This window comes from Massilia sp. Root335, from assembly GCF_001425685.1.
Taxonomy (GTDB): domain Bacteria; phylum Pseudomonadota; class Gammaproteobacteria; order Burkholderiales; family Burkholderiaceae_D; genus Telluria; species Telluria luteola.
The window spans coordinates 20,438-46,308 of sequence record NZ_LMCY01000004.1 but is presented as its reverse complement, the minus strand read 5'-3'; the positions used below and the strand labels follow the sequence as shown (position 1 = coordinate 46,308).

At 63.0% G+C, this 25,871-nt stretch carries 24 protein-coding genes and 1 tRNA gene; 9 read left to right on the top strand and 16 right to left on the bottom strand.

Annotated elements, in window-relative coordinates; translation table 11 throughout:
* Positions 1-26: 26 nt before the first annotated feature.
* The 4 genes from ASC93_RS03450 to ASC93_RS03435 are packed head-to-tail and all read right to left on the bottom strand — an operon-like array spanning position 27 to position 2,937.
* A complete protein-coding gene (locus ASC93_RS03450) occupies positions 27-683 on the bottom strand; it encodes a BON domain-containing protein (RefSeq protein WP_056437103.1) in 657 nt (218 codons plus the stop codon).
* Positions 673-1,269 carry a phosphoheptose isomerase gene (locus tag ASC93_RS03445; RefSeq protein WP_056437099.1) on the bottom strand — a complete coding sequence of 199 codons (597 nt, stop codon included), beginning with the start codon at positions 1,267-1,269 and terminating at the stop codon, positions 673-675. The genes ASC93_RS03450 and ASC93_RS03445 overlap by 11 nt, the downstream gene beginning before the upstream one ends.
* Positions 1,270-1,325: 56 nt before the next feature.
* The gene (locus ASC93_RS03440) at positions 1,326-1,685 is read right to left on the bottom strand and encodes a YraN family protein (RefSeq protein ID WP_056437096.1); all 360 of its coding nucleotides are present in this window, start codon (positions 1,683-1,685) and stop codon (positions 1,326-1,328) included.
* 1 nt (position 1,686) lies between these two features.
* Positions 1,687-2,937 carry a penicillin-binding protein activator gene (locus ASC93_RS03435; protein WP_056437093.1) on the bottom strand — a complete coding sequence of 417 codons (1,251 nt, stop codon included), beginning with the start codon at positions 2,935-2,937 and terminating at the stop codon, positions 1,687-1,689.
* A gap of 19 nt (positions 2,938-2,956) precedes the next feature.
* Here ASC93_RS03435 and rsmI point away from each other — a divergent pair, with 19 nt between their 5' ends.
* The gene (gene rsmI, locus ASC93_RS03430; protein WP_056437547.1) at positions 2,957-3,865 is read left to right on the top strand and encodes a 16S rRNA (cytidine(1402)-2'-O)-methyltransferase; all 909 of its coding nucleotides are present in this window, start codon (positions 2,957-2,959) and stop codon (positions 3,863-3,865) included.
* Positions 3,866-4,005: 140 nt separating this feature from the next.
* Here rsmI and ASC93_RS03425 read toward each other — a convergent pair whose 3' ends face one another.
* Positions 4,006-4,638 carry a hypothetical protein gene (locus ASC93_RS03425; protein WP_056437091.1) on the bottom strand — a complete coding sequence of 211 codons (633 nt, stop codon included), beginning with the start codon at positions 4,636-4,638 and terminating at the stop codon, positions 4,006-4,008.
* Positions 4,639-4,725: 87 nt separating this feature from the next.
* On the opposite strand from ASC93_RS03425, the gene ASC93_RS03420 reads away from it, so the two are divergent.
* Positions 4,726-4,802, top strand: a tRNA-Pro gene (locus tag ASC93_RS03420).
* 129 nt (positions 4,803-4,931) lie between these two features.
* Here the strand turns inward: ASC93_RS03420 and ASC93_RS03415 are convergent.
* The 10 genes from ASC93_RS03415 to ASC93_RS03370 form a co-directional block, all read right to left on the bottom strand.
* Complete coding sequence (locus ASC93_RS03415) at positions 4,932-5,846, bottom strand: hydroxymethylglutaryl-CoA lyase (RefSeq protein WP_056437088.1); 915 nt, start codon at positions 5,844-5,846, stop codon at positions 4,932-4,934.
* A 9-nt stretch (positions 5,847-5,855) separates the two neighbouring features.
* Entirely contained in the window at positions 5,856-6,797 is a 942-nt protein-coding gene (locus tag ASC93_RS03410; RefSeq protein ID WP_056437085.1) for a glyoxylate/hydroxypyruvate reductase A, read from the bottom strand.
* A gap of 174 nt (positions 6,798-6,971) precedes the next feature.
* The gene (locus ASC93_RS03405) at positions 6,972-9,011 is read right to left on the bottom strand and encodes an acetyl/propionyl/methylcrotonyl-CoA carboxylase subunit alpha (protein WP_056437082.1); all 2,040 of its coding nucleotides are present in this window, start codon (positions 9,009-9,011) and stop codon (positions 6,972-6,974) included.
* Positions 9,012-9,243: 232 nt separating this feature from the next.
* Entirely contained in the window at positions 9,244-10,272 is a 1,029-nt protein-coding gene (gene bioB, locus ASC93_RS03400) for a biotin synthase BioB (RefSeq protein ID WP_056437071.1), read from the bottom strand.
* Positions 10,273-10,308: 36 nt separating this feature from the next.
* Entirely contained in the window at positions 10,309-11,127 is an 819-nt protein-coding gene (bioD, locus tag ASC93_RS03395; RefSeq protein WP_056437070.1) for a dethiobiotin synthase, read from the bottom strand.
* Positions 11,124-12,311 carry an 8-amino-7-oxononanoate synthase gene (gene bioF / locus ASC93_RS03390; protein ID WP_056437066.1) on the bottom strand — a complete coding sequence of 396 codons (1,188 nt, stop codon included), beginning with the start codon at positions 12,309-12,311 and terminating at the stop codon, positions 11,124-11,126. The genes bioD and bioF overlap by 4 nt, the downstream gene beginning before the upstream one ends.
* 2 nt (positions 12,312-12,313) lie before the next feature.
* Positions 12,314-13,654: an adenosylmethionine--8-amino-7-oxononanoate transaminase gene (gene bioA, locus ASC93_RS03385; RefSeq protein WP_056437058.1), complete on the bottom strand. Its 1,341-nt coding sequence runs from the start codon at positions 13,652-13,654 to the stop codon at positions 12,314-12,316.
* A 22-nt stretch (positions 13,655-13,676) separates the two neighbouring features.
* Positions 13,677-14,462 carry an enoyl-CoA hydratase/isomerase family protein gene (locus ASC93_RS03380; protein ID WP_157201733.1) on the bottom strand — a complete coding sequence of 262 codons (786 nt, stop codon included), beginning with the start codon at positions 14,460-14,462 and terminating at the stop codon, positions 13,677-13,679.
* Between the two features lie 11 nt (positions 14,463-14,473).
* The gene (locus tag ASC93_RS03375; RefSeq protein WP_056437043.1) at positions 14,474-16,081 is read right to left on the bottom strand and encodes a carboxyl transferase domain-containing protein; all 1,608 of its coding nucleotides are present in this window, start codon (positions 16,079-16,081) and stop codon (positions 14,474-14,476) included.
* A 40-nt stretch (positions 16,082-16,121) separates the two neighbouring features.
* Positions 16,122-16,565, bottom strand: coding sequence for a YchJ family protein (locus ASC93_RS03370; protein WP_056437039.1), 444 nt, complete (start codon positions 16,563-16,565; stop codon positions 16,122-16,124).
* Positions 16,566-16,840: 275 nt separating this feature from the next.
* On the opposite strand from ASC93_RS03370, the gene ASC93_RS03365 reads away from it, so the two are divergent.
* The 7 genes from ASC93_RS03365 to ASC93_RS29415 all read left to right on the top strand — a co-directional run bounded on the left by ASC93_RS03365 (position 16,841) and on the right by ASC93_RS29415 (position 24,562).
* Complete coding sequence (locus ASC93_RS03365; RefSeq protein WP_056437035.1) at positions 16,841-17,164, top strand: hypothetical protein; 324 nt, start codon at positions 16,841-16,843, stop codon at positions 17,162-17,164.
* A 214-nt stretch (positions 17,165-17,378) separates the two neighbouring features.
* Entirely contained in the window at positions 17,379-19,922 is a 2,544-nt protein-coding gene (locus tag ASC93_RS03360; protein ID WP_056437033.1) for a type VI secretion system Vgr family protein, read from the top strand.
* Positions 19,919-20,842, top strand: coding sequence for a DUF4123 domain-containing protein (locus tag ASC93_RS03355; protein ID WP_056437029.1), 924 nt, complete (start codon positions 19,919-19,921; stop codon positions 20,840-20,842). Before ASC93_RS03360 ends, ASC93_RS03355 begins: the two co-directional genes overlap by 4 nt.
* 99 nt (positions 20,843-20,941) lie before the next feature.
* Complete coding sequence (locus ASC93_RS30335) at positions 20,942-21,427, top strand: hypothetical protein (RefSeq protein WP_157201732.1); 486 nt, start codon at positions 20,942-20,944, stop codon at positions 21,425-21,427.
* A gap of 382 nt (positions 21,428-21,809) precedes the next feature.
* On the top strand, positions 21,810-22,313 hold the full coding sequence (locus ASC93_RS30330; RefSeq protein WP_157201731.1) for a hypothetical protein: 504 nt from the start codon (positions 21,810-21,812) through the stop codon (positions 22,311-22,313).
* A 1-nt stretch (position 22,314) separates the two neighbouring features.
* Complete coding sequence (locus ASC93_RS29420) at positions 22,315-24,294, top strand: DUF2235 domain-containing protein (protein WP_162251787.1); 1,980 nt, start codon at positions 22,315-22,317, stop codon at positions 24,292-24,294.
* Position 24,295: 1 nt separating this feature from the next.
* On the top strand, positions 24,296-24,562 hold the full coding sequence (locus ASC93_RS29415) for a PAAR domain-containing protein (RefSeq protein ID WP_082547742.1): 267 nt from the start codon (positions 24,296-24,298) through the stop codon (positions 24,560-24,562).
* Positions 24,563-24,576: 14 nt separating this feature from the next.
* On the opposite strand, the gene ASC93_RS03345 is transcribed toward ASC93_RS29415, so the two are convergent.
* Complete coding sequence (locus ASC93_RS03345) at positions 24,577-25,809, bottom strand: D-amino acid dehydrogenase (RefSeq protein WP_056437022.1); 1,233 nt, start codon at positions 25,807-25,809, stop codon at positions 24,577-24,579.
* Positions 25,810-25,871 lie beyond the last annotated feature (62 nt).

Here is a 25,871-nt window from a genome sequence, read left to right as displayed (position 1 = left end):
CGACGTCACGATTATAAGCCTGCGCCTTACGACGTGCCGCGGGGCTCGGGTTGTTGCTGTTGCGGCGGTTGCATCGAGCGCAGGTCTTCTTCGCTGATGTATTCGAACATTTTCACCACGCGCATGACGCCGGACACGCCCTGGGCCACGTCGGCGGCGATATTGCCTTCGCGCTGGGTCACGAGGCCCATCAGGTAGACGGTGCCGCTCTCGGTCACGACCTGGAACGAGGTGGCCGAGACGGTCTTCTTGTCCGCCAGGCTGAGCTTGACCTTGCTGGTGATGAGGGCGTCGCTGGCGCGCGACGTATAGCTCGACGGGCCGGCGATCTGCAGTTCGTTGATCACGGAGTCGACATTGGTGATGCCGCGGACCTCGTTCTCGACCGCGCGCTTCATCGCCTCGTCGCGCACTTCGCCGGTCAGCAGCACCTTGCGGTTGTAGCTGTTGACGTTGACGTGGCCGGCGTCGCCGACGATGTCGCCCATATGGGTCGCGGCTTTCAGTTCGATGCCCTTGTCCTCGGTCTGCGCGCCCAGCGTGCGGCGGTCGGCCGTCGCGACGGCGCCGCTGACGGCGGCACCGGCCACGAGCGCGACGCAGCCTTGCAGGGACGACAGCAGGGCCACGCACAGCACGGCCTTCGACATGGGACGCAGCAGGGCGCCGGCATTAATTTGCATCTTCTTCTCCGAACAGGGCGACGTCGAGGCCGTCGCAGATACTGTGGATCGCGACCAGATGCACTTCCTGGATGCGGGCGGTGCGCGCGTGCGGCACGTTGATGTGGACGTCGGCGTCGGTCAGCATCTTCCCCAGCTGGCCGCCATCCTTGCCGGTCATGGCGACGACGCGCATTTCGCGTTCCAGCGCGGCTTCGACGGCGGCCAGCACGTTGGCCGAATTGCCGGACGTGGAAATCGCCAGCAGGATGTCGCCGGCCTGGCCGAACGCCTGCACCTGCTTGCTGAAGATTTCCTTGAAACTGTAGTCGTTGCCGACGGCCGTGATGATCGACGTGTCGGTGGTCAGCGCGATGCCCGGCAGCGGGAAGCGCTCGCGCTCGAAGCGGCCGACCAGTTCGGCGGCGAAGTGCTGGGCATCGCCGGCCGAGCCGCCGTTGCCGCAGGCGAGAACCTTGTTGCCGTTGGAAAGCGCATTGAACATCAGCTCAATCGCTTGGGAAATCGGTTGTGCGAGGAGGGCCGCCGACTTCATCTTGAGTTCGGCGCTTTCCTGGAAGTGGGCGAGGATGCGTTGAGTATTCATGGTCGAAGATTATAGTGCAGTGGCAATGCCCGGCGATCAAGGCCAGCAAAAAATGCTTACACTTCAATGGCGTTCCTTATCCATTCGATACGTTCTCCATCGATGGCGACGACATCGATGCGGCAAGGCGGCAAGCGGTCGAAACGCTGTAAATAGACCTGGGCGGCGCGGATGATGCGGCGGATCTTCGCCGGGCCGATGCTGGCCGCCGCGCTGACCTGGGCGTCGGCCGCGCGCTGGCGTACTTCGACGAACACGAGCGTGGTGCCGTCGCGCAGGATCAGGTCGATTTCTCCCGGCTTGCAGCGGAAATTCGCTTCCACCAGGACGAGACCGTGGCGCCCAAGATACGCCAGCGCCACATCTTCCCATTGCCGCCCCTGTTCCTGCGTGCGCGACAGGCGGGTCGGCCACATGTCAGCGCTCCCTGTCCACGGGCGCGAACGCGCCGTCGCGGACGACCACGGCCGCCTCGACCCGGCGCAACTGGAGCTGGCCGCCGGGGCCAGGCATGACGTCGAGCCGGCCGGTGACGCCGTCGATGCCGAACGGCGCGCCGCCGCGCAGCGCCAGCTCGCGCGCCACGCGGAAGGCGTCGATGCCGAGCGCGTACAGACGGTCCATGTCGGGCGCCTGTTCCGTATGCAGCGGGCGCGGATAGACCATCACGACCGGGTGGTCCGGCAGCACGATCCACGGCAGGTCGAGGATACGCACGCCGTCGAGGCCGGACAGGCCGGACGAGCCGGACAGGTCGTCTTGCGCCGGCCGCCCCGGATTGGCCGCGCCGCCGCCGTAGCAGGGGATCGCGGCGCCGGCCAGGGCGCGTACGGGACGCAGTCCGGCGCCGTCGAGCGCGGCGAACAGCAGGTCGGGCGGGTCGATCTCCAGTTTCTGCCTGAGTTCGTCGAGGGCGGCCTTGCCGCCTTCCCCGGACGGCACGGCGAAGCGCTGGTTCGTGTGCCCCAGCCGGGTCCAGCGCGCCTCGAACGCGCCGGCCGCCCGCTGCGCCCAGGCCGCGCCGCCCGTCAGGACCAGGGCGCGGCCATGCGGATGCTCGCGCGCGGCCCATTCCGCCACCTGGCGCGCCTCGTCCTCGACCGACAGGCCGGCCACGAGCATCAGCCGCGGCACCGCCGGCCGTCCTTCCGGCACGCTCAGCACGACGGTCGGCCGCGTGACGGCATCGCTGTCGGCCAGCGCGGCGACGGCGGCGCGCGCCAGCGGCCCGACGATGACGTCGCTGGCCACCGCCGCGCGCGCGTAGGCGTCGAGCACGTCGCGCGGCGCGTCGCCCGTCGGGACGACCTCGGCCTTGAATCCGGTGCCGTCGCGTTCCATGCCGGCCATGAAGCCGGCGCGCACGGCCTCCGCGGCCGGTGCGAGGGTACTGGACCGCAGCGGCAGCAGCAGCGCGATGCGGATGGGTGTGTCGGATGGCGGGGGCGGCGGGGACGGCTCGTTCGTCTGCGGCTTAAGCGGCCGCGGCTGGATGGCGGGATCGTCCAGCATGGCGAGCAAGGGGGCGTGCGCCCTTGTGTTTGTGTCCACGGACGCGCACAATCGCTGCGGCCCGGCGCACGGCGCGCCGGCCTGGGCATGGCCGCCCACGCTCATCAACACGAGCAGCCAGGCCAGCCGGGCGACCAGCGCCTCGAGAATGTTCATCCGCATCCGATTCCCCAACATGACAGAAACCCAGTCCAGTCAGATCGCCCAACTGCCCGTCATGGGCGAGGCCGCCCAGCAGTCCTATCCTAGCGCAACGCTTTACGTGGTGGCCACACCCATCGGCAACGTCACCGACATCACGCTGCGCGCGCTGCACGTGCTGCTGCTGGCCGACGTCGTCGCCTGCGAGGACACGCGCAAGACGGGCGCCCTGCTGACGCGTTTCGGCCTGAACAAACAGATGATCGCCGCGCACCAGCACAACGAACGCGAGGTCGCCGAAAAACTCGTCACGCGCCTGCGCGCGGGCGAGCGCGTGGCGCTCGTGTCGGATGCCGGCACGCCGGCCGTGTCCGACCCGGGCGCGCGCATCGTCGACGCCGTGCGCGCCGCCGGCCTGAACGTCGTGCCGGTGCCCGGTTCGTCGGCCGCCGTCGCGGCGCTGTCCGCGAGCGGCCTGGTGAACGACCGTTTCTATTTTGTCGGCTTCCTGCCCGCGAAGGCGAAGCAGCGCGAAGCGGAACTGGCCGCGCTCAAGGCCGTGCCGGCGACGCTCGTGTTGTATGAGGCGCCGCATCGCATCACGGACTGTGTGGAATCCCTGGTTGCTGCCTTCGAGCCGGCGCGCCAGGTGGTCTTTGCCCGCGAACTCACGAAATTGTTCGAGGAAATCCACCGCTGCCCGCTGAGCGATGCGCTGGCGTGGGTCAAGGCCGACGCCAACCGCGAGCGCGGCGAATTCGTCGTGCTGGTCGAAGGCGCGCGGACGGACGACGACGAGGGCGACGTGGAGACCGAGCGCGTGCTGCGCATCCTGCTGGAAGAATGTTCGGTGAAGCAGGCGGCGGCGCTGGCGGCGCAGATCACGGGGAAGAAAAAGAACGCCTTGTATGAAAGGGCGTTGCAGATCAAGGGCGAGGAATAACTCGCAACGGAAAACACCGTCGTTACCGCGAAGGCGGGAACCTAATTTACGCCAGCGTACCGCAAACTACTTGGATTCCCGCCTGCGCGGGAACGACGTGGTTGGATGTTCGGGTGCGCTTGCCATATTGACGCTGGCCGCTACCACTTGCACCCGCTGTCCTTCTTGTCCAGCGCCAGGAAGATCGGCGCCAGCAGGCCGCCGGGCACGCCATCCTTGCAATCCGCCCGCTTGGCGCCCTTGATCGCCCGTTCGAACTTGTTTTCCGTTTGCAGCGCCGGCTTGGGCAGGCGTTCGAGCGCCGTGCCCACCTTGTCCGGATCGGGTTCGTTGGCCAGCTTCGTCGCCATGCCGCGCGCCATGCTGCGGGCGGCGTCGAGGTCGAAGTGCCGCGCCGTCGTCGCGGGCGCGGCCGGCGGCGCGGGCGTAGCCGGCGCGGGCTCGACGGCATAGGTTTCCCCGGTCGACTGGCGCTGTTCCGGCGCCACGGCGATCACGGGACGGGTTTTCCTGGCGCGACGCGGCGCACGCGGCACCGGCGGCGCCTCGACCGGCTTCACGTCGGCGGGCGGCGGCGCGGCCTGCAGGCGGATCGTCAGGCGTTCCGGCGGCGATGCAGGCAGCGTCGTCGCGGGCTGGCGGTAGACCGCGAGCAGCAGCGCGTGGGCGGCCAGCGACAGCGCGATGCCGGCCGCGATGCGGGTCGATTGCCTGCGGTCGGGAAGGGCGGGACGGAAGCCGCCGTGGTCGAAAGAGTCGAGTGCAAACGTCACGTCTTCACCTGCTGGCCTGTGAGAAAACCACGGACACCCGCGCTTTCCTTGACCGGAAGGGCACCGGGACGGTATGATGGCTGTCTTCGGAGTGTAGCGCAGCCCGGTAGCGCATCTGGTTTGGGACCAGAGGGTCCAAGGTTCGAATCCTTGTACTCCGACCAGTATATCAAGAAGGCCGACGAGAAATCGTCGGCCTTTTTCATTTCCGCCCACCAAGCGCATGCGGTGCGCAAACGTCGTGGTGGGCACGTTTCATTTGAGGCCCCCGGCCTCAAATGCCCACCCACGCGTCAATGTGCCCGTTTCGCCAGCAACGCGTTGCCGGCCCGGCTCGCGCCCTTGCGTCCCAGCTGCTGCGAGATGAACTGCCCCGCATCCACGACCAGATCCAGGTCGATACCCGTCTCGATTCCCAGGCCGTTCAGCATGTAGACCACGTCCTCGGTCGCCACATTGCCCGTCGCGCCCTTCGCGTACGGACAGCCGCCCAGGCCCGACACGGACGAGTGGAAGATCGCGACGCCCACTTCCAGGCTGGCGTAGATGTTGGCGAGCGCCTGTCCGTAGGTGTCGTGGAAGTGGCCGGAGATGCGCTCCAGCGCGAAGGCGCGCGCCGCCGTTTCCATCACGGCCTGCGTCTTGTGCGGGGTCGATACGCCGATCGTGTCGGCGATGTCGATCTCGTCGCAACCCAGGTCGCGCATGCGGCCCACGACGTCGGCGACGGCGTCCAGCGGCACGTCGCCCTGGTACGGGCAGCCGAACGCGCAACTGATGCTGCCGCGCAGGCGCAGGCCGTGCGCCTTGGCCGCCTGCGCGACGGACTCGAAGCGCGCGATGGATTCCGCGATCGAGCAGTTGATGTTCCGCTGCGAGAACGCTTCCGATGCGGAGCCGAAGATCACGACTTCGTCGGCCTTGGCCGCCAGCGCGGCCTCGAAGCCCTGCATGTTCGGCGTCAGCGCGGAATACAGAGTGCCGGGGCGGCGTGCGATGCCGGCCATGACCTCGCGGCTGGTCGCCATCTGCGGCACCCATTTCGGCGACACGAACGACGCCGCCTCGATGTTGCGGAAGCCTGCGCGCGACAGGCGGTCGACCAGTTCGATCTTGACCGCGGAGGACACCGCTTCCTTTTCATTTTGCAGCCCGTCGCGCGGGCCGACTTCGACGATCTTGACTTGTTGCGGTAGTTGGCTTTGCATGATGGATTCCTAGTAGCCGAGGGTGCGGTCGACGATGTCGTCGATGGTCTCGCCCCGTTCCAGCTTCCCGATCTTGGCGGCGATCTGGTGCACCGCTTCCGCGCGCAGGGTGAGGGCCGAGATGTGCGGCGTGATGGTAATGCGCGGCTCGTTCCAGAACGGATGCGGGGCCGGCAGCGGTTCGTTGCGGAACACGTCCAGCGTGGCGCCCGCGATGTGGCCCGAGCGGATCAGCGCCATCAGGTCCGGCTCGGCCACCTGGGCGCCGCGCGCCACGTTGATCAGGTAAGCGCCTTGCGGCAGCTGCGACAGGCGTGCGCGGTCGAGCAGGTTCGTCGTCTCGGGCGTGAGCGGCAGCATGCAGACGAGGACCTGCGTGCCGGACAGGAAGTCGTCGAGCGACGCCATGCCCGCGTAGCACGCGACGCCGGGCAGGTCGCGCTCCGAGCGGCTCCAGCCGCGCACGGGAAACCCGAGCTGGCGCATCGTGCGCAGCACGGGCATCCCGAGCCTGCCGAGACCCAGCACGCCAACCGTGAAATCGGCCTTGCGGCGGCGTGTTTCGAGCGGGTTCCAGATGCCCTGGCGCGCCTGCTGCTCGTAGTCGTCGAAGCGGCGGAAGTAGCGCAAGGTCGCATACGCCACGTACTCCGCCATCTGCTCGGCCATGCCCGCATCGCCCAGGCGGACGATCGGGACCGGCGGCAGCGCGTCGCCGAATTTCAGCAGCGCGTCGACGCCGGCGCCCATCAGGAGGATGGCCTTCACGTGGGCAAGCTGGTCGAGCAGGCGCGGCGTCGGCGCCCACACCACGGCGTAATCGCAAGGCGACTGCGACGCCAGCGACATGTTCTCGTGCCACACGACGATGTCGGCGTGCGGCAGTGCATCGGAAAAATCACGGACCCACGGCTCGATGACGCCGTCGCCCCGGTACAGCAGTATCCGCATAGTCGTCTCCTGATATTTTTTATGGATTGCGTTTGCTGTCTCGTTGGTTGTTTGATGCGGCGGGTTCGGTCACGTGTGGTGGGCGGAGGCCGCCCACCCTACGGCATCACGCCGGGCCCACGAATGCCACAACACCACGTAGGGTGGGCACCCCGTGCCCACGCGTGCCCGCCATTACGCCGCGGCCTTGAACGCCAGCAGCGGCGCCCCATCCGCGACCTGATCGCCGACCTGGTACAAGACTTCCTCGACCAGGCCGTCGCTCGGCGCGGCAATCGTGTGTTCCATCTTCATCGCTTCCATGATCACGAGCGGCTCGCCCTTCCTGACGTGCTGTCCGCTCGCTGCGATCACCGCCACCACCTTGCCCGGCATCGGCGCCGTCAGGCGGCCGTCCGCCGTTTCGTGCTCGCCCGCATGCGCGAGCGGGTCGTTCCAGGCAAGCACGTGGTGCAGGCCGCCCGTGAAGACGTGCAGCGCCTCGCCGTCGCGCCGCACCGTGCCCTGGATCGCCTGGCCGTCCAGGCGGATGGCGTAGTGGCCGTCGTGCCGCGCCACGAGCGCCAGCGGGTGCGGCTTGCCGTCCGCGTCGAGCGTCCAACCGTGCGGATGATAGGTCATGTCGATTGCATAGACCTTGGCCTGGGTCGTGGCCGCGTACTCGTCGCCGAACGCCAGGCGGCGGCGATACGTGCCGTTCATGCGCCAGCCGTGCGTGCCGGTCCACGGGTCGGCCGGGTTGGCGCTCGCCGGCGTTTCCGCGGAGACGAGGGCGACGGCCGCCAGCGCCAGCGCGGCCAGCGGCGCCGGGCCCGCCGGCGGGAACAGGGTCGCGGTGTTCCGCTCGATCAGGCCCGTGTCCAGGTCCGCGTGCGCAAAGGCATCGCCCTCGACGAGGCGTTTCAGGAACGCGATATTGGTCGCGAGGCCGACGATGTGGAATTCGGACAGCGCCTGCGCCATGCGCGCCAGCGCCTGCGCGCGGTCCGCGCCCCACACGATCAGCTTGGCGATCATCGGATCGTAGAACGGCGAAATCGCATCGCCCGCGCGCACGCCGGAATCGATGCGCACGCCGGCAGGAATGCCACCAATGCCACCAATGCCGCCCAGTTCGAACGCGACGTGGCTCGGGGTGTCCATGCAGCGCAGGGTGCCGATCGACGGCAGGAAACCCTTCTCCGGATTCTCCGCATAGACGCGCGCTTCGATGGCGTGGCCGTGGATCGCGAGTTCGTGCTGCTGCTTCGGCAGCGGCTGGCCGGCCGCCACGCGCAGCTGCCACTCGACGAGGTCCGTGCCCGTGATCATCTCGGTGACCGGGTGTTCCACCTGCAGCCGGGTATTCATCTCCATGAAGTAGAACGTGCCGTCCTGGTTGGCGATGAATTCGACCGTGCCCGCGCCGACATAGCCGACGGCGCGCGCGGCCGCCACGGCCGCCTCGCCCATCGCGGCGCGGCGATCGGGCGGCATGCCCGGCGCCGGTGCTTCTTCCAGCACCTTTTGATGGCGGCGCTGCACGGAGCAGTCGCGCTCGTGCAGGTAGACGCAGTTGCCGAGCGAATCCGCGAACACCTGGATCTCGATGTGGCGCGGCCGCGTGAGGTATTTTTCGACGAGCACCTTGTCGTCACCGAACGACGACATGGCTTCGCGCTTGCACGACGCGAGCGCGGCCTGGAAATCCTCGGAGCGCTCGACGACGCGCATGCCCTTGCCGCCGCCGCCGGCGCTGGCCTTCAACAGCACCGGATAGCCGATGCGGTTCGCTTCCGCCTGCAGCAGCTCGGGGTCCTGCGCATCGCCGTGGTAGCCCGGCACGAGCGGCACGCCGGCGCCTTCCATCAGCTGCTTGGCGGCGGATTTCGATCCCATCGCGCGCATCGACGATCCCGGCGGGCCGATGAACACGAGACCCGCGGCCGCGCAGGCCTCCGCGAATTCCGCGTTCTCGGACAGGAAGCCGTAGCCCGGGTGGATCGCCTGCGCGCCGGTGGCTTTCGCCGCGGCGATGATCTTGTCGCCGCGCAGATAGCTGTCCTTGGCGGCGGCGGGGCCGAGCAGGATCGCTTCATCGCAGACCGCCACGTGCCTGGCGCCGGCGTCGGCTTCCGAATAGACGGCAACGGTCTTGACGCCCAGGCGGCGCGCGGTGGTGGCGACCCGGCAGGCGATTTCGCCACGGTTGGCGATGAGGATCTTGGTGAACATGGGTGTCTCGTCTGTTTTAGGTTTTGTGAACGTTAGCTTCAATCCGTCGTCCCCGCGGAGGCGGGGATCCAATTTTGCTGGCTGGTCGGCTGCTCTTTACTTGGGCCCCCGCCTTCGCGGGGGCGACGTTGTTGTGCGGTGACGATGTTGGTTGAGCGGCGTAGGGTGGGCATTTGAGGCCGGGGGCCTCAAATGAAACGTGCCCACGCGTGACGTATGCGGTCCGTTTATCTCAGCAGCCGCAGCTTTCCTTCTGCACCGACTCCAGCATGGCCGAGCGGGTTTTCAGACCCAGCTTTTCCAGCAGCTTGCGGTCGTCGTCCGCTTCCGGGTTGTCGGTGGTGAGCAGCTTGTCGCCGTAGAAGATCGAGTTGGCGCCGGCCATGAAGCACATCGCCTGCACGGCCTCGCCCAGCTCGCGGCGGCCGGCCGACAGGCGCACGCGTGCCTTAGGCATCGTGATGCGGGCGACGGCGATCGTGCGCACGAATTCGATCGGGTCCAGCGGCGGCAGGCCGTGCATCGGCGTGCCCTCGACCTGCACGAGATGGTTGATGGGCACCGATTCCGGATACGGATTCATGTTCGCCAGCTGGGCGATCAGGCCCGCGCGCTGCGCCCGCGTCTCGCCCATGCCGACGATGCCGCCGCAGCAGATTTTCAGGCCGGCCGTGCGCACGCGGCCCAGCGTGTCCAGGCGGTCGCGGTATTCGCGCGTGGAGATCACGTCGCCGTAGAAATCGGGCGAGGTGTCGATGTTGTGGTTGTAGTAGTCCAGGCCCGCCTGCTTCAGTTGCTCGGCCTGGCCTTCTTCCAGCATGCCGAGGGTGGCGCACGTTTCCATGCCCAGCGCCTTCACGCCGCGCACCATGGCTTCCACTTTTTCCATGTCGCGCTCTTTCGGGCTGCGCCAGGCGGCGCCCATGCAGAAGCGCGTCGCGCCCTTGGCCTTCGCTTCGCGCGCGGCGTCCAGCACCGTGTCGAGGTCGAGGATTTTCTTGGCCTCGACGCCCGTGTCGTAGCGCGCCGCCTGCGGGCAGTAGCCGCAGTCTTCCTCGCAGCCGCCGGTCTTGATCGACAGGAGGGTCGCGAGTTCGACGTCGCCGTCGGGGAAGTTGGCGCGCTGCGCCTGCTGTGCGCGGAACATCAGTTCCGGCAGCGGCAGCTCGAACAGCGCCAGCACGTCGGCCAGCGGCCACGTGGCGTCTTGCGGCAGGGAGGCCGGCGTGACCGGCGGGTGAAGGGTGACGACTTGGGTCATTTCGGATTCCTTGTTTTGGTGAGGCGTGTTTTCGCTTTAATTCTTCACGGCCGGCCATCCCGGCAGGCCAGCGAGGTCGATGTGGGCGGCGGCAACGGCGGCCGACGGTTCGGCCAGACGGGGCACGCGGCCGAGCAGCGGCGCGGGCAGGCGGCGTTCGAGCTCCGCGACGTTTTCGTCGGCGAAGCGCATGTCCGGGTCGACCTGGTTGGCGACCCAGCCCGCCAGCACGAGGCCGCGCGCGACGACGGCCTCCGCAGTGAGCAGTGCGTGATTGATGCAGCCCAGGCGCATGCCGACGACGAGGACGACGGGCAGGCCGAATTGTACGGCGAGATCGGCGCTGTCGAAATCGTCGGAGAACGGTACGCAGAAACCGCCCACGCCTTCGACGACGGTCGCGTCGGAGGCGCCGAGGATCTCGGCATACGCCGTCAGGATCGGCACCGGTTCGATGGTCACGCCTTCCAGCGCGGCCGCGATGTGCGGAGCGCACGGTTCGCGCAGCATGTACGGCGTCGTGATCCGCTGTGGCAGCTGCACGTTGCCGGCCGCGCGCAGCATCGCCGCGTCGTCGTTGTGCAGCTCGCCGTCGCGTTCCTCGGCGCCGGCCGCGATGGGCTTCATGCCGCAGGCGCGCACGCCCTGCCGCACGAGTTTATGGAGGATGGCGCTGGAGATCAGTGTCTTGCCGATCTCGGTGTCCGTGCCCGTCACGAAGCAGGCGAAGCGGGTCGGTACGCCTTCCGCGGCGAGCGGTGCGGGGACGGCGACGGGAGCAGCATGCACGGCCGGTGCGGGTATCGCCGTGCCGATGGATGCGTCGCCGGGTTGTTCGGGATCGTTCAGGCTCATGCCCACGTCCTTTCGAGCTGGTTGAGCGCAGCCGTCAGCTGCGCGACGTCTTGTTCGGTATGCGCGGCGGACAAGGTCACGCGCAGGCGCGCCGTGCCCACCGCCACGGTCGGCGGCCGGATCGCCGGCACCCACAGGCCCTGCCCGTGCAGGCGCGCCGCCGCCGCCATCGCCTCGTCGTTGGCGCCGATGATGATGGGCTGGATCGCCGTCGTCGACGCCGGGCGCTGCCAGCGCTCCAGGCGCAGGCCGTCGTCCAGTTGCGCGATCAGCGCGCGCAGATGGGCGCGGCGCTGCTCGCCCTCGTCGCTTTCGATGATGTCCACGCTCGCCAGCAGCGCATGCGCGAGCGCGGGCGCGGCGGCCGTCGTGTAGATGTAGGGCCGCGCGCGCTGGATCATCAGTTCGATCACGTCCTCGTGCGCGGCGATGAATGCGCCGCCCACGCCGGCCGCCTTGCCCAGCGTGCCGATGTAGACCAGGTTCGGTGAGCGCAGACCGAAATGTTCGAGCGCGCCGCGTCCCCGTTGTCCCAGCACGCCGAAGCCGTGCGCATCGTCGACCACGAGCCAGGCGCCATGCCGTTCGCACAGCGCGAGCAGGGCGGGCAGCGGGGCGAGGTCGCCGTCCATGCTGAACACGCTGTCCGTGGCGACGATTTTTACCGGCGCGGCGCTCGCGGCCAGCTGCGCGTCCAGCGCGGCCACGTCCCCGTGCGGGTACACGGTCACGCCCGCGCGCGCGAGGCGGGCGCCGTCGATCAGGGATGCGTGGTTCAGCGCTTCCGAAAAGATCATCGCATCCGGTGCGCTGCCCAGCCCCGTCAGCACGGCGAGGTTCGCCATGTAGCCGGTGCAGAAATACAGCGCGCGGGCGGATTCGAGATGCGGCGCTTCGAACGCGGCGAGTCTCTCTTCCAGCTGCGCGTGGGCGCGGCTGTGGCCCGACACGAGGTGCGACGCGCCGCTGCCGGCGCCATACAACGCGGCGCCTTCCCGCAGCGCTTCCACGACGCGCGGATGCGCCGCCAGGCCCAGGTAGTCGTTGCTGCAGAACGCGAGCAGGTCGCGGCCGTCGACGACCTGGCGCGGCGCGCAGGGCGTGTCCGCCGTGCGCCGCTGCCGGGTCAGGCTGCGGCTTTCCAGTTCGTCCAGCTGGGCGCGGACCTTGTCGATCAAATCCATGTTCACTCCGCGATCACCGTCTCGAACACCTTGCGCGTGCGTGCGGCCAGGCCCACGAGTTCTTCCTCGTCCAGCACGTACGGCGGCATCAGGTACACCGTGCGGCCGATGGGGCGCAGCAGCAGTTCGTTTTCCACCGCGCTGGTAAAGAAGCGCCGTGCGAACGTCGACGCGCGCGCAGCATCCGGTTCGACCGCGTCGAACGCGAGGATCATGCCGCGCTGGCGGAAGTTCGTCACGCGCCGGTGGTCCAGCAGCGGGGCCAGTTCCGTCATCAGGCGCGTGGCGGTCTCGCGATTCTTGTTCAGCACATCGTCTTCCCGGAAGATCTGCAAGGTGGCGAGCGCCGCGCGGCAGGCCAGCGCATTGCCCGTGTACGAGTGCGAGTGCAGGAAGCCGCGCGTGATGTCTTCGCTGTAGAACGCCTCGTAGACCTTGTCGGTGGTGAGCACCAGCGACAGCGGCAGGTAGCCGCCGCTGATGCCCTTCGACAGGCACATGAAGTCGGGCCAGATGGCAGCCTGCTCGCAGGCGAAGAACGTCCCGGTGCGCCCGCACCCGACCGCGATCTCGTCGGCGATCAGGTGCACGTGGTACTTGTCGCACAGCTCGCGCAGGCGCTGCAGGTACAGCGGGTCGTGCATCGCCATGCCCGTCGCGCACTGCACCAGCGGCTCGACGATGATGGCGGCGATCTTGTCGCCCCGTTCCGCGAACAGCGTCTCGACATCTTGCGCGGCGCGCAGCGCGACGTCCTGCGCGGACTCGCCGTCGACGGCGTTGCGCGCATCCGGCGACGTGACGGTGCGCGCGGCGCGCAGCAGCGGGCCGTAGGCATCCTTGAACAGCGCGACGTCGGTGACGCCCAGGGCGCCGACGGTCTCGCCGTGGTAGGAACCCTGCAGGCAGACGAATTCCTGCTTGTCCGCGAAGCCGGCGTTGCGCCAGTAATGGAAACTCATTTTCAGCGCGATCTCGACGGCCGATGCGCCGTCGGATGCATAGAACGCATGGCCCAGCTGCTGGCCTGTCAGGGCGGCGAGCTGCTCGGACAACTCGATCACCGGTTCATGCGTAAAACCGGCGAGCATCGCGTGTTCGAGCTTGTCCAGCTGGTCCTTCAATGCCGCGTTGATGCGCGGGTTGGCGTGGCCGAACAGATTCACCCACCACGAACTGATGCCGTCCAGGTAGCGCCGGCCTTCATGGTCGTACAACCACGGCCCCTTGGCGTGGCTGACGGCGATCAGCGGCACCTCTTCGTGGTGCTGCATTTGCGTGCATGGATGCCAGACGCTGCGCAGGCTGCGCGCGATCCAGTCGTTGGAGGTGGTCTGCTTCAATGTCGATTCCTATCGGGTCGTGCTATTCCAGCCACGAAGGCCGGCGTTTTTCGAGGAAGGACGCGACCCCTTCGCGTCCTTCGAGCGATGCGCGGATGCCGGCGATGCGATTCGCCGTGTCTTCCAGCAGCGCTTCGGTCACGCTCTGGCCGACGATCTCGCGCACGAGTTGTTTTGCTTCGCGCACCGCGTTCGGGCTGTTGTTGGCCAGCGCCTGCACGATGGCCGCGACCTGCGTGTCCAGTTCTTCCGCCGGCACGGTCTCGTGCACGAAGCCGATGCGCCGGGCTTCGTTCGCATCGAAGCGTTCGGCGGTAATGAAGTAGCGGCGCGCGGCCTGTTCTCCCATCGCCTTGATCACATACGGCGAGATCGTCGCGGGGATCAGGCCCAGCTTCACTTCGGACAGGCAGAAGTTCGCCGTGTCGACGGCCACGACGACGTCGCACGCGGCCACGAGGCCCATGCCGCCGGCGTAGCAATCGCCCTGCACCTTCGCCACGACGGGCTTCGGGCAGACATAAATCGTGCGCAGCATGTCGGCGAGGCGCATGGCGTCGGCGCGGTTTTCGCTGTCCGAATAACCCGCCATCTTTTTCATCCAGTTCAGGTCCGCGCCGGCGCAGAACGCGGGGCCGTTCGCGGCCAGCACGATGGCGCGTACGAGTTCGTTGCGTCCCAGCTCGTCGAAGGCGAGGGCCAGTTCGGCGATGCTTTGTTCGTTGAACGCGTTGCGCACGTCCGGGCGGTCGAGCGTGACCTGGCCGATGCGGTCCGTGATCGTGACGGTGAGAGTCTGATAGTCCATATTCATTCTCCTCACATGCGGAACACGCCGAACTTCGTGTCCTCGATCGGCGCGTTCAGCGCGGCCGAGAGTCCCAGGCCCAGCACCATGCGCGTGTCGGCCGGATCGATGACGCCGTCGTCCCACAGGCGCGCGGTGGCGTAGTACGGGTGGCCCTGGTGTTCGTACTGGTCCTTGATCGGCTGTTTAAAGGCGGCTTCTTCGTCCGCGCTCCACTGGCCGCCGCGGGCTTCGATGCCGTCGCGCTTGACGGTCGCCAGCACCGATGCCGCCTGGTCGCCGCCCATCACGGAGATGCGCGCATTTGGCCACATCCACAGGAAGCGCGGGGAAAACGCGCGGCCGCACATGCCGTAGTTGCCGGCGCCGAAGCTGCCGCCGATGATCACCGTGAATTTCGGGACCGCTGCCGTCGCGACGGCGGTGACCATCTTGGCGCCGTTGCGGGCGATGCCCTCGTTCTCGTACTTGCGGCCGACCATGAAGCCGGTGATGTTCTGCAGGAAGACGAGCGGGATCTTGCGTTGGCAGCACAGCTCGATGAAGTGCGTGCCCTTCAGTGCCGATTCCGAGAACAGGATGCCGTTGTTGGCGATGATCCCGACCTTCATGCCGTAGATGTGGGCGAAGCCGCAGACGAGCGTCGTGCCGTACCTGGCCTTGAATTCGTCGAAGACGCTGCCGTCGACGATGCGGGCGATGACTTCGCGCACGTCGAACGGCTTGCGGGTATCGACCGGGATGACGCCGTACAGCTCTTCGGCTGCATATTTCGGTTCTTGCGATTCGCGCAACGCGCCCTGTTGCGGCTTGGTGCGGTTCAGGTTCGACACGATCGTGCGCGCCAGCGCCAGCGCGTGCGTGTCGTCCTGCGCGAGGTGGTCCGCGACGCCGGACAATCGCGTGTGCACGTCGCCGCCGCCCAGATCTTCCGCCGTGACGACTTCGCCCGTCGCCGCCTTCACGAGCGGCGGGCCGCCCAGGAAGATCGTGCCCTGTTCCTTGACGATGATGGATTCGTCGCTCATCGCCGGCACGTACGCGCCGCCCGCGGTGCAGGAGCCCATCACGACGGCGATCTGCGGGATGCCCTTGCTCGACAAATTCGCCTGGTTATAAAAGATGCGTCCAAAATGGTCGCGGTCGGGGAACACGTCGTCCTGGTTCGGCAGATTGGCGCCACCCGAGTCGACGAGGTAGAGGCAAGGGAGGTTGTTCTGCTCGGCGATCTCCTGCGCGCGCAGGTGTTTTTTCACCGTGATCGGGTAATACGTGCCGCCTTTGACGGTGGCGTCGTTACAGACGATCACGCACTCCTGGCCCGCCACGCGGCCGATGCCCGTGATGATGCCGGCGGCCGGCGCCGCGTCGTCATACATCGCGTACGCGGCCATCTGGGAAAACTCGAGGAATGGGGTGCCCGGATCGAGCAGCATCTGCACGCGCTCGCGCGGCAGCAGTTTTCCGCGCGCGACGTGCTTCGCGCACGCGGCCTCGCCACCACCTTTGGCGACCTGCGCCACCTTGGCGCGCAGGTCGTCGACGAGGGTTTGCATGGCGGCGGCGTTGGCTTTGAAGTCTTCGCTGCGCGGGTTGAGTTTCGTGTCGATCTGGGGCATCGGATCCTGTCTCCTGCTGGTCGCGGCTTGTGGCGCGGTTTTATTCAGGGAAGCTGCCGTCCACATAGAACCATCGCATCTTGCCGCCCACGGCCGGGTCCGGCTCGCGCACGAAGCGGCTGACTTCATGCAACCGGTGGGCGCGGCCGTGGACGCGGAAGCGGGCGACGAATTCGACGGTGTCCTCGTTGGGATTGTCCGGCAGGTCTGCTTTACGTTGACGTAAACGTAAAGCAGATTTTATCTCAAGTCCGAGCCACTGAACCTTTTGATTTTGGTCGATGATCGGTTCCGTCGGCCGCGTGCTCGAATGCCACGTGGCGCGCAGGTAAGCCTCGTCCCGCATCACGAACGCCGTGTAGCGGGATCGCATCAGTACTTCGGCCGTCGGCGGCAGTTCCGCGCCGGCGATGAAGGGGCCGCAGCAGCGCATGATCGACGGGCCGCCGCAAGGACAGGGAAGAGGCTTCGCAGGAGTAGACATGGCGGCAATTATCCGCCATTTCCAGCGCCAGGGTGAGCGGGACTGCAATGCGGGATAGCGGAAGATGCGTGACAATTAATGCATCTGTGCAGATCTTTTGCCGAAAATAAATGAACTGCCCATTAAATGGGCGGAGAAAATTTTTGTATCGTCGTGCTAGGGATGGCTGTTCTACAACTATTCCGTGTTCTTGCGCCGGAAACTGATGCAAGAATGGCACAAACCGGTTATTTATTATATAAAATGCAATATATCGATTACTGAAGGAGCTCGCCATGACCACGTGCCGCAGGATTGTCCTCGTCGCCGCGCTGTTGAACGCGGCAGTCACGGCCGTAGCGGCCGAAGTCACGGTCGAGAAAGACCCGCCCGAGCACGCGCAGCCGCGCTTTTTCGAGCGCGTGCAGGCGGGAGATTTGGCCGACGCCATCGCACGACGCGGCCAGCCGGTGGATGTCAAGCCGGGCCAATACCACTTGCGCGTGCCGTGTGACAGCATGAAGCCGGGCAGCTTTGTCGATATCACGGTCACTGTTGACGAGCACAGCAAGACGCGAGTGCGGCTGGAGGAGTGTGGGGTGCAGGTGGATAGCCGCTAAAGTCGTACACGCCCTGCAGAGCTAGCAGGGATTTCCACAGTTGCAGCTGGGCCGCGAATAAGAGCTACGTCAAGATGTTGCCGAGGCAATGGATTTACATTTGCACGGCTCATCGTTACTGCGCGGCACGTATTTCCGATGAGTTCTGAACTTTTTGCAAGGCATCCTTGTCGACGATATGTCGATGCATTGAGTTGAACAGGAGTCGGATCAGATGGGTGAATCGACGCAAGTTGTGGGCAGATTGTTTGGAAAAATCGGTCAGGAAAAGCGGCTGCTGAAGCTCGACACTCCGCTCGGACCCGATACCTTGTTGCCGCGACGGGCTCATGGGTTCGACCGCATCAGCGAAGGATCTGACTACACTGTCGACCTGCTGTCGCTCGACGACGATATCGAACTCAAGCAGTTGATCGCCGGGGAAGTCACGCTTTGGATACTACAGACTGATGCCGGCTATCTACCGGTTCATGGATATGTACACACGGCCAAAAAGCTAGGCAGTGACGGGGAGCTGACGGCGTATCAGATCGGGTTTGCGAGCTGCCTCCACTTCCTCAAGTTTCGCAAAGACGCGCGCATCTGGCAGGATAAAAATGCCGAGCAAATCATCGCCGCCGTTCTGGACGGCCATCCTCAATGCCGAGGCCGATTTAGATTCGAACTGAACCGGCCGGTGCGGTCCCGTTCTTATTGCACACAATATGAAACCGACTGGCACTTCGTCATGCGCATGATGGAGAGCGAAGGCTGGTACGGATATATCCGGCAGGAGCCGGACGGCCGCGGCCACGAGTGGATCATCACGGATTCCGTGCGCAGTCTGATGCCGCTCCAGCCCGTCGAGATCGCGTTCCATCGCGCTGGCATCACCGACGAGATCAATAAGATTGTCCAATGGGGTGCTGCACGCAGACTGTTGAACAGCCAGCTTTCAACGAAGACGTTCGACTACAAAGCGCCGCGCAACATTAACGAGAACGGCATGCAGATTTTTCCAGACCACGGCCGTATTCCGTCGCAGCTGGAGGTCTACGAATATACCGGTGCCTACACAAACTCGGGTCTTACACATAGCACCGAACAGTCGCGCGTACGTGTGGAGGAGTGGGAGTCTCGCGCCAAACGGTTTTTCGGTACGTCGGGCGTGCGTTATTTGCCAGTGGGCAGTTGGTTCACGCTCATCAACCATCCGGACCATAATGAGGTCGTCGATGAAGCCCGCGAGTTCGTGGTTTTAAATGTTGAATGGTCCATCGAAAATAACCTGCCACTGTCAAGGACGCAGAAGGAGTTTTCGGGCAGCCTGAAAGGTCGGCTGCTCAAATTTTCAGCAGAAGCCGGACTGGCCGGCCTCGATAGCGCGGACTCGACTGTAGAGAATAGCCGCACCGGACACTGTTTCAACCGTTTCGAAGTGCAGCGCCGCATCGTGGAATACCGCAGCCCGTTCACCCACGCCAAGCCGTCCATGCATGCGCAGACTGCGATCGTGGTGGGACCTGCTAGTGAGGAAATCTATACCGATCACTTGAACCGGGTGAAGGTGCGCTTTCACTGGGACCGGCTCAATTCCGGCAACGAAAAGGCGTCTTGCTGGGTACGTGTCAGCTATCCAAATGCGGGCGAAGGGTGGGGCGCAGTCCATGTTCCCCGCATTGGCCAGGAAGTGATTATCACCTTCCTTGACGGAGACCCTGACCGTCCGATCATTACGGGGCGCATTTACAACGGAGAGCAGGCACCGCATTGGCATAGCAACGGCCGCCTGTCCGGCTACAAGTCAAAAGAATACAAAGGCGCCGGATTTAATCAGCTTGTGATGGATGACACCTCCGAGCAAAACCGGGTACAACTGTTCAGTAGTCATACCAACGCACAGCTCAGTCTTGGTTATCTGATTGGCCAACACGGAAACAACCGTTCGGGCTTTTACGGTTCCGGTTTTGCGCTCAATTCGGATGCCTACGGCGCTATTACGACACAAAAGGGACTGTACATCGGTACCTACGGCCGCCCTGGGCCGAAAGGTACGCAGCTGGACGTCCGCGAGGCGCGCGACCAGCTCAAGGAGGCGCAGGAGCTCACTAAAAACCTGTCGGAAGTCGCCGAGAGGTCCAATGCCGCGGCGCTGCCAGGACAGGAAGCACTCCAGAAATTCATCGATGCTACCCAGGCGCAGTACAGCGGGACGGACCAAGACCAAGAGCAGGCCAACCGTTTTACCGATCCCATACTGCTGATCGCCTCGCCCGCCGGCATCGGGCTGAGTACGCCCCAAAGCACCCATATCCACAGCAGCGATCAGGTGACGATGTCCTCCGGCGCCGATACCAACTTGGCCGTTGGCAAGAGTCTGATAGCGAGCATTAAGGAAAAAATCAGCTTGTTCGCCTACAGCGCCGGTATCAAGCTGTTTGCTGGGAAAGGAAAAGTCGAAATTCAAGCCCAAAGTGGGGACATCGACATCATTGCGGAGAAGGTGTTGCGGCTTTTATCGACCACCGACCGGATCGAAATCTTCGCAAAAAAAGAGATCGTGATCGGCGCCGACGGCTCTGCGATCAAGATCAATGGCTCAGGGATTACCGACATGACGAGCGGCAAGCGTATCAGTCACACTTCCGATTTTTCCGTGCCGGGCCCGAAGACCATGGCTTACCCACTTCCAACGCTTCCTAAAGAAATTTGTCTGGAATGCCTGAAAAAACGTGCGAAGCAGCGCAGCGCCTTCGTCAATAAAGGAGCGCAGCAATGAAGATCGCTCCATTGGAAGTGGCTACTTTTGAGTCGAATTTGGCGACCGTTTTTGATAACCCGGACCTTACTTGTTACGCGGTCATCGACAAGGCCCAGGACAGTAGGTTGCTGGAAAAATTCGAAAAACACGATATCGCTGTGCGTAGTAAATGCTTGCTGCCGGCAGCGTTGGATTCCGACATAGAAGATTACGCGCCGCATTTGCTGGAGCTTTCGCCGCTTGCGGCCGACGCCGGCATTTGGCCGACCATCCTCCGTGGCGGGACCCAGCATCCAGCCACTTTTACGTTGCTTGCCAGCCGGCTATCCTTCGATGCCCTATGGGACCATCTGTCCGCGTTTACCGAGATCCTTCTGCCCGACGATACGGACATGGTCTTCGCATTTTGGGATCCTGCCGTTCTTGGGGCTTTGACCGGGCAAGCAAGTGATCTCACCTTGCACGTCCCGGCGCCCGTACTAAGCGAGCGCCAGCGCTCGCGTCTGCTGAAGGGAATCTCCGCGTGGTGGTATTGGGACCGCGACGGCAATCCACAACAAATCCTGCCGAGGGATAACGCCGAGGCTGCAGCGGCAGATTTGGTCAGCTTGCCACTCAAGCTTACGCAGGTGCAGGTAGACATGTTGGTTGAAGCCGGCGTTCCTGATCAGCTGTTGTCAATGGTGATGGAAAACCAGCCGCAACTGCTTTGGGATATTCCGGCGTCGCAGCACTACAAGACGATCGAAAAACATCTCCTTGATGCGCGGAAACTGAAATTGTTCGGCATGCGCGATATTTTAAACTATATCTGCGCGGCGTTAATTTATGGCGATGAACTCCAGAAGGATTCCAACATTGTCGCATTGTTGGATCAGGTCAAGGTAGGTGCGATCAGTTTTGATATTGCGATGGAACAGTTTCCGCAAACAGAATAGACAAATCTGGCGTAATACCGTCTGAACGATTCCGAATCGGTCATTACACGCATGGACGCGCAGAGTTCAAGTTGGTCTAGATAGCGTAAAGGCATATTTATGAGCGACCAGAAAGAAGAAACTATTACCGGCAATATTGAATGGCGCCTGTCTCGTAGGCGAGCCGCATTTGGACTGCTTGGGTTTGGACTTTTAATGCCATTAGCGGCATGCGGTCAAGGAGGGAAGAAAGTGGGGAGTTATATCGTACTAGACGTCGAGATGTTTTCGTATGTTGACCGGGCCATTCACGACATCATGTTCAATGGAACAGACCTCGGAGTCATGAATAGATATGGCGGCACTGGGACCATCACGGGAGTGCGCATCCCTTATGGGGTCCAGACGCTCACTTGGGTTTTAGGCGGGCCGAAAGGCACTCCCCGAAATGGCGAGCACATGAAAATTAAAAATAAATTGATAATTTCACCCGAGCAGATTCCAGCGGGAACTGGGTATCTAGGATTGCATCTCTATCCGGATGACACTGCCGAGGTTGCATTCTCGGAATCTATGCCCGAGCGAAGTGCCCGTGGAAAAATATAAAGGCATCGAGGGAATAAAATGACAAAATGTGACAAATTGGCCGTCGAGTGTAGTTCAAACCGTGATATGTCGGTCCATAGAGCTGCAGGGCAATCGAAAAGCACCTCCTCAGTGCGCGAAACTAAGCTATTCGGCATGCGCGGAACTTTGAACGATACCTACGCGGCGCTAATTTATGGGGTGCGATTCAGACGCTCCTGCCATCACCAGCCCTGCTGGAACAAATTAAGGCTGACGCGATCATTTTTGATGTTGCGATGGAACAGTTCCCATAAACGGATTAGGCAACCTTGGCACAGCACTATATGAGCGATTCCGAATCAGCTACGACATATACGGGTACGCATCGTCCAAATTGGGCAGGCAGCGTAAAGGAATATTTATGAGCGACCAGAAGGAAAAATCTGTGACTAGCGAGATTGAGTCGGTGCTGGTTCGTAGGAGAGGCGCATTCAGGCTGCTGGGTTTAGGGCTTTTGATTCCATTGGCGGCATGCGGTCAAGGAGATAAAAAATTGCAAAACTATACTGTATTGGACGTGGAAATGTTCTCATATATTGATCGGGCAATTGGCGATATAGTATTCAACGGCACGGACCTTGGAGTCATGAATAAGTATGGCGGTACTGGATTAATTACAGGCGTGCGCATTCCTTTCGGGGCCCAAACGTTAACTTGGATGCTTGATGGTCCAAAAGGCACTCCTCGCAATGGCGAAATCGCGAAAAGCAGAAACACCCTAGTGATTTTGCCCGAACAGGTTCCGCTAGGAACTCAATACGTAGGGCTTCATCTCTACCCAGATGACAATGTCGAGGTTACATTTTCCGAGTCTATGCCGGAGCGAACCGTTCGTGGTCGGAAAATACTGGCGACTAGGAAATAGAATGGAAAAAAGCGAAAAATTGACCGCGGCGCGAAGCTCCAACCGCGACATGATTGGGGCGAAGCCAAGCCCCAAACAAACATGTTCTGACGTAATTAATATTAGCGTGTTTTTCGATGGCACAGGAAACAACAAGGACGTTGACGAACCGTTGTTTAGTTGGAGTAATCCTGCCCGTCTATGGCGCGCGGCGCAGTATCTTGTCGATAGTGATGCTTCGAACTATGCCATCTACGTTTCAGGTGTGGGTACACCTTTTAACGGTACGGCAACAGACTGGATGGACCAGAAATTGATGTCGCTCCAAGACAGCGTGGTATTAGGTCTTGGTTCAGGCGCAGGCGGAACCCGCAGGATGGATCATGGTGAAGTAAGAGTTAACGCACGTCTGCGGACAGTACTATCCCGGAGTGCTGCAAAATTGAACCTTTCATTATCACCCTACATTGAGAAAGGAAAGCCTGCAAATCTCAAAGGACTTGCCAAGGCTCTAGAGGCGCACGGTCTCATCACCATTATTAATATTTCAATTTTTGGTTTTTCGCGCGGCGCTGCGCTAGCTCGCGCTTTCAGTAACGAAATGGTGAGGCAAACTACGCGCGGATCGGATGGTGTGCTTCGTTATAATGGTGTTCCTATTCGTTTTAATTTTATGGGATTGTTCGATACGGTCGCATCTTTTGGGGTGGCAGCAAAAAATGTTGATATGCCGTTCGACGAGAAGGACCTGGTAGTCTCGCCTTCGGTAGAGCACTGTGTACATTATATTGCAGCTCATGAATTACGCTTTTCGTTTCCAGTAGATCTTATTCGCAAAGATGGCAAGCTAATGCCGAATTGGGTCGAAACAGTTTATCCCGGCGCGCACTCCGACGTCGGCGGAGGCTATGAGCCCGTCTGTCAAGGGATTTCGAACAGCTATGCGCGAATTCCTATGCGCGACATGATGCGCGAAGCCGTGAAAAGCGGAGTCCGGCTTCTTGACTATGAAAATATCGAAAAAAAATTTGAGAGAATTTTTACAGAGCGTTTTGAGATTAATTCCGCTACCCTTGCCACTTATAAGAAATATATGGAGTCAATTGGCTCACACGAAACCGTCGAGCAAGCAGTCACCGCTCATATGAAGGCCCTATATGCTGCCTGGGGTACGATGACTCGGCGCAAAATAAAAACGCCCGACCTTATTGAGGCGGAGGGCAGAAGTGGCGCTGGTAAGATTTTCGGTCATCCGGGCATTGCCAGGGAAGCCGAAGTTTTTCTGTCGACGGAACGGTTCGACGAAACAGTTCGAAGTAAAGAACTACTGGATCTTCCTCCGCGCGCGATGAACGTAGAAAGCAGAACGTTGAATGGTTTCCTTGTCCTTCCTGCGAAATGGCGGCTAGACGCTTGGCAAGCGACGGCGTCGGACTCAGTGCTTCATTTTATACAGCACCACGTACACGATTCCAAGGCTGGGTTTCTGCATGACCTCGAACCGTTCAGTTATTTCACGGCGCGCGGTACGGCTGAATCGTCTCGGAACGTATTAGCGCGCGGGCTGGACTGGATGGATGACGTCGCCATCGTTATCAAACGCGGCGTCATCAAGGTTTACCACCGTGCAGAGGGTGTCGTCGTCGAGACCTGGGAGGACGGCAAGCTGATCGCAACGCACACTTATCGGGTCGGTGAAAAGTTTGTAGTCGACACCGTTCACGCCGGTATTAAGTACACGGTCGAGGTTTATCAGAGCGGCAAAGAGGTGCTGATTTCAACGGTCAAGAGGGGCGAACAAATGGTCGTTACGTCGATTGACATGGCCAAGAAGCGGGCGAGGGCTACTGCCGACGCAACCCAGAAAAAGGCTGGCGAAGTCGCCAGCCAGATATACGACGGCGCGTCGGAAGTTGCGAGAGGTGTTGGCCAAGCCGTGGATACCGGCATGCAGACGGTGGAAGGCGGCTGGCATTCCGTGCGCTCGGCGATCGGCATCTAAAATGGCACTCGCAATCGTCCGGCTCGGAGATAAGACGACGCATGGCGGTACTGTAATCACTGCGTCACCGGTCCATACGCTGCGTGGCATTGGTATCGCACGCATGGGCGATAAGGTCACATGCCCGTTACCGGGACACGGCACCAACGAGATCGTCGAAGGCTGCCCAATATTAAGCGTCGGTGGGCGCAGCGTGGCGTTGCATGGGCACAAAACCGCATGCGGCTGTTCGCTCATCGCCAGTGTTATGGATGCTACCCACGGATAGCGCATTCGTATCGGCTAACCCAGCGTCAACCCATCCACCCCAAACGGCAACGCCTTCCCCCGCATCAGATCCGCCAGCAGGCTCGCCGTCCCGCACGCAAACGTGAACCCAAGCGGCCCATGCCCCACGTTCAGCCAAAGATTGGAATACGGCGTCGCTCCGATGATCGGCGCGCTGTTCGGCGTCGCCGGCCGCAGGCCCGCCCACGGCGTGATCTGCGTGTAGTCCGCAGCACGCGGCATCGTCTCACGAACCTGGCGCGTCAGGCTGTCCAGGCGCGTCGGGTTCAGGCTCAGGTCTTCGCCGACCATGTCGACCATCGCCGCCACCCGTAGTTTGTCGCCGATGCGCGCATATAACACCTTGCGTTCGAAGTCGGTGACGCTGATCTCGGGCGCGACATCGTCCTGGCGGATCGGCGCCGTCAGGCTGTAGCCTTTCAACGGATAGATCGGCAGGGCGATGCCGGCCGTTTCTCCCAGCGCGCGGCTCTGCATGCCGGCGGCCAGCACGTAGGCGTCGGCGCCGAGTATGCCGGCCGACGTTTGCACGCCCGTCACCCTGCCGCCGGATGTGATGAAGCGCTGCGCCTCGCCGTGGATAAAACCGTCGAAGCGCGGATGCGCGGCGAGGCGTTCGGCCAGCGCCACGCAGAAGGCGTAGCAGTCGGCCACGGCTTCGCCGCCGTTGTAGATGCCGCCCGCGAGTTTATCCTCCATCGCGGCCAGCGCCGGTTCGCGCGCGACGCATTGAGCTGCGTTCCACACCGCGCCCGCATCCGACTTCGCGGTGGCCGCATCGAAGGCAGCGCGTGTGCGGTAGACGATGAGCTTGCCCGCATCGCGCCATGCGAATGCCTCCAGCGGCACGACGGGTTCCAGCGCGGCCATCGCGCGGCGCGACAGTTCGCCCAGTTCCAGCAATTTATTCGTTGTCTTGCGATTCAGGTCGGCCCGGCAGTTGGCGAGGAAGGCGGCCAGCCAGCGCCACTGGTGGGCGTCGAATTGCGGCTTGACGCGCAACGGGCCATGTTCCTGGAACAGCCATTTCAACGCCTTCAATGGGACGCCCGCGTCCGCCAGGGGCGACACGTAGCGATAGCTCAGCTGCCCGCCATTGCGGTAGCTCGTCCCGGTGCCGACGCCCGGTGCACGTTCCACCAGCGTGACCCGGTAGCCGGCCTCGAGCAGCCACCAGGCCGATGTCAGCCCGACTACGCCGCCGCCGATGACGATTACTTGTTGCATCCGTGCACGCTATTGAACATTGACATGCGAAGAAGCTTAGGGGCTGGCCCCGAGCTCGGCTA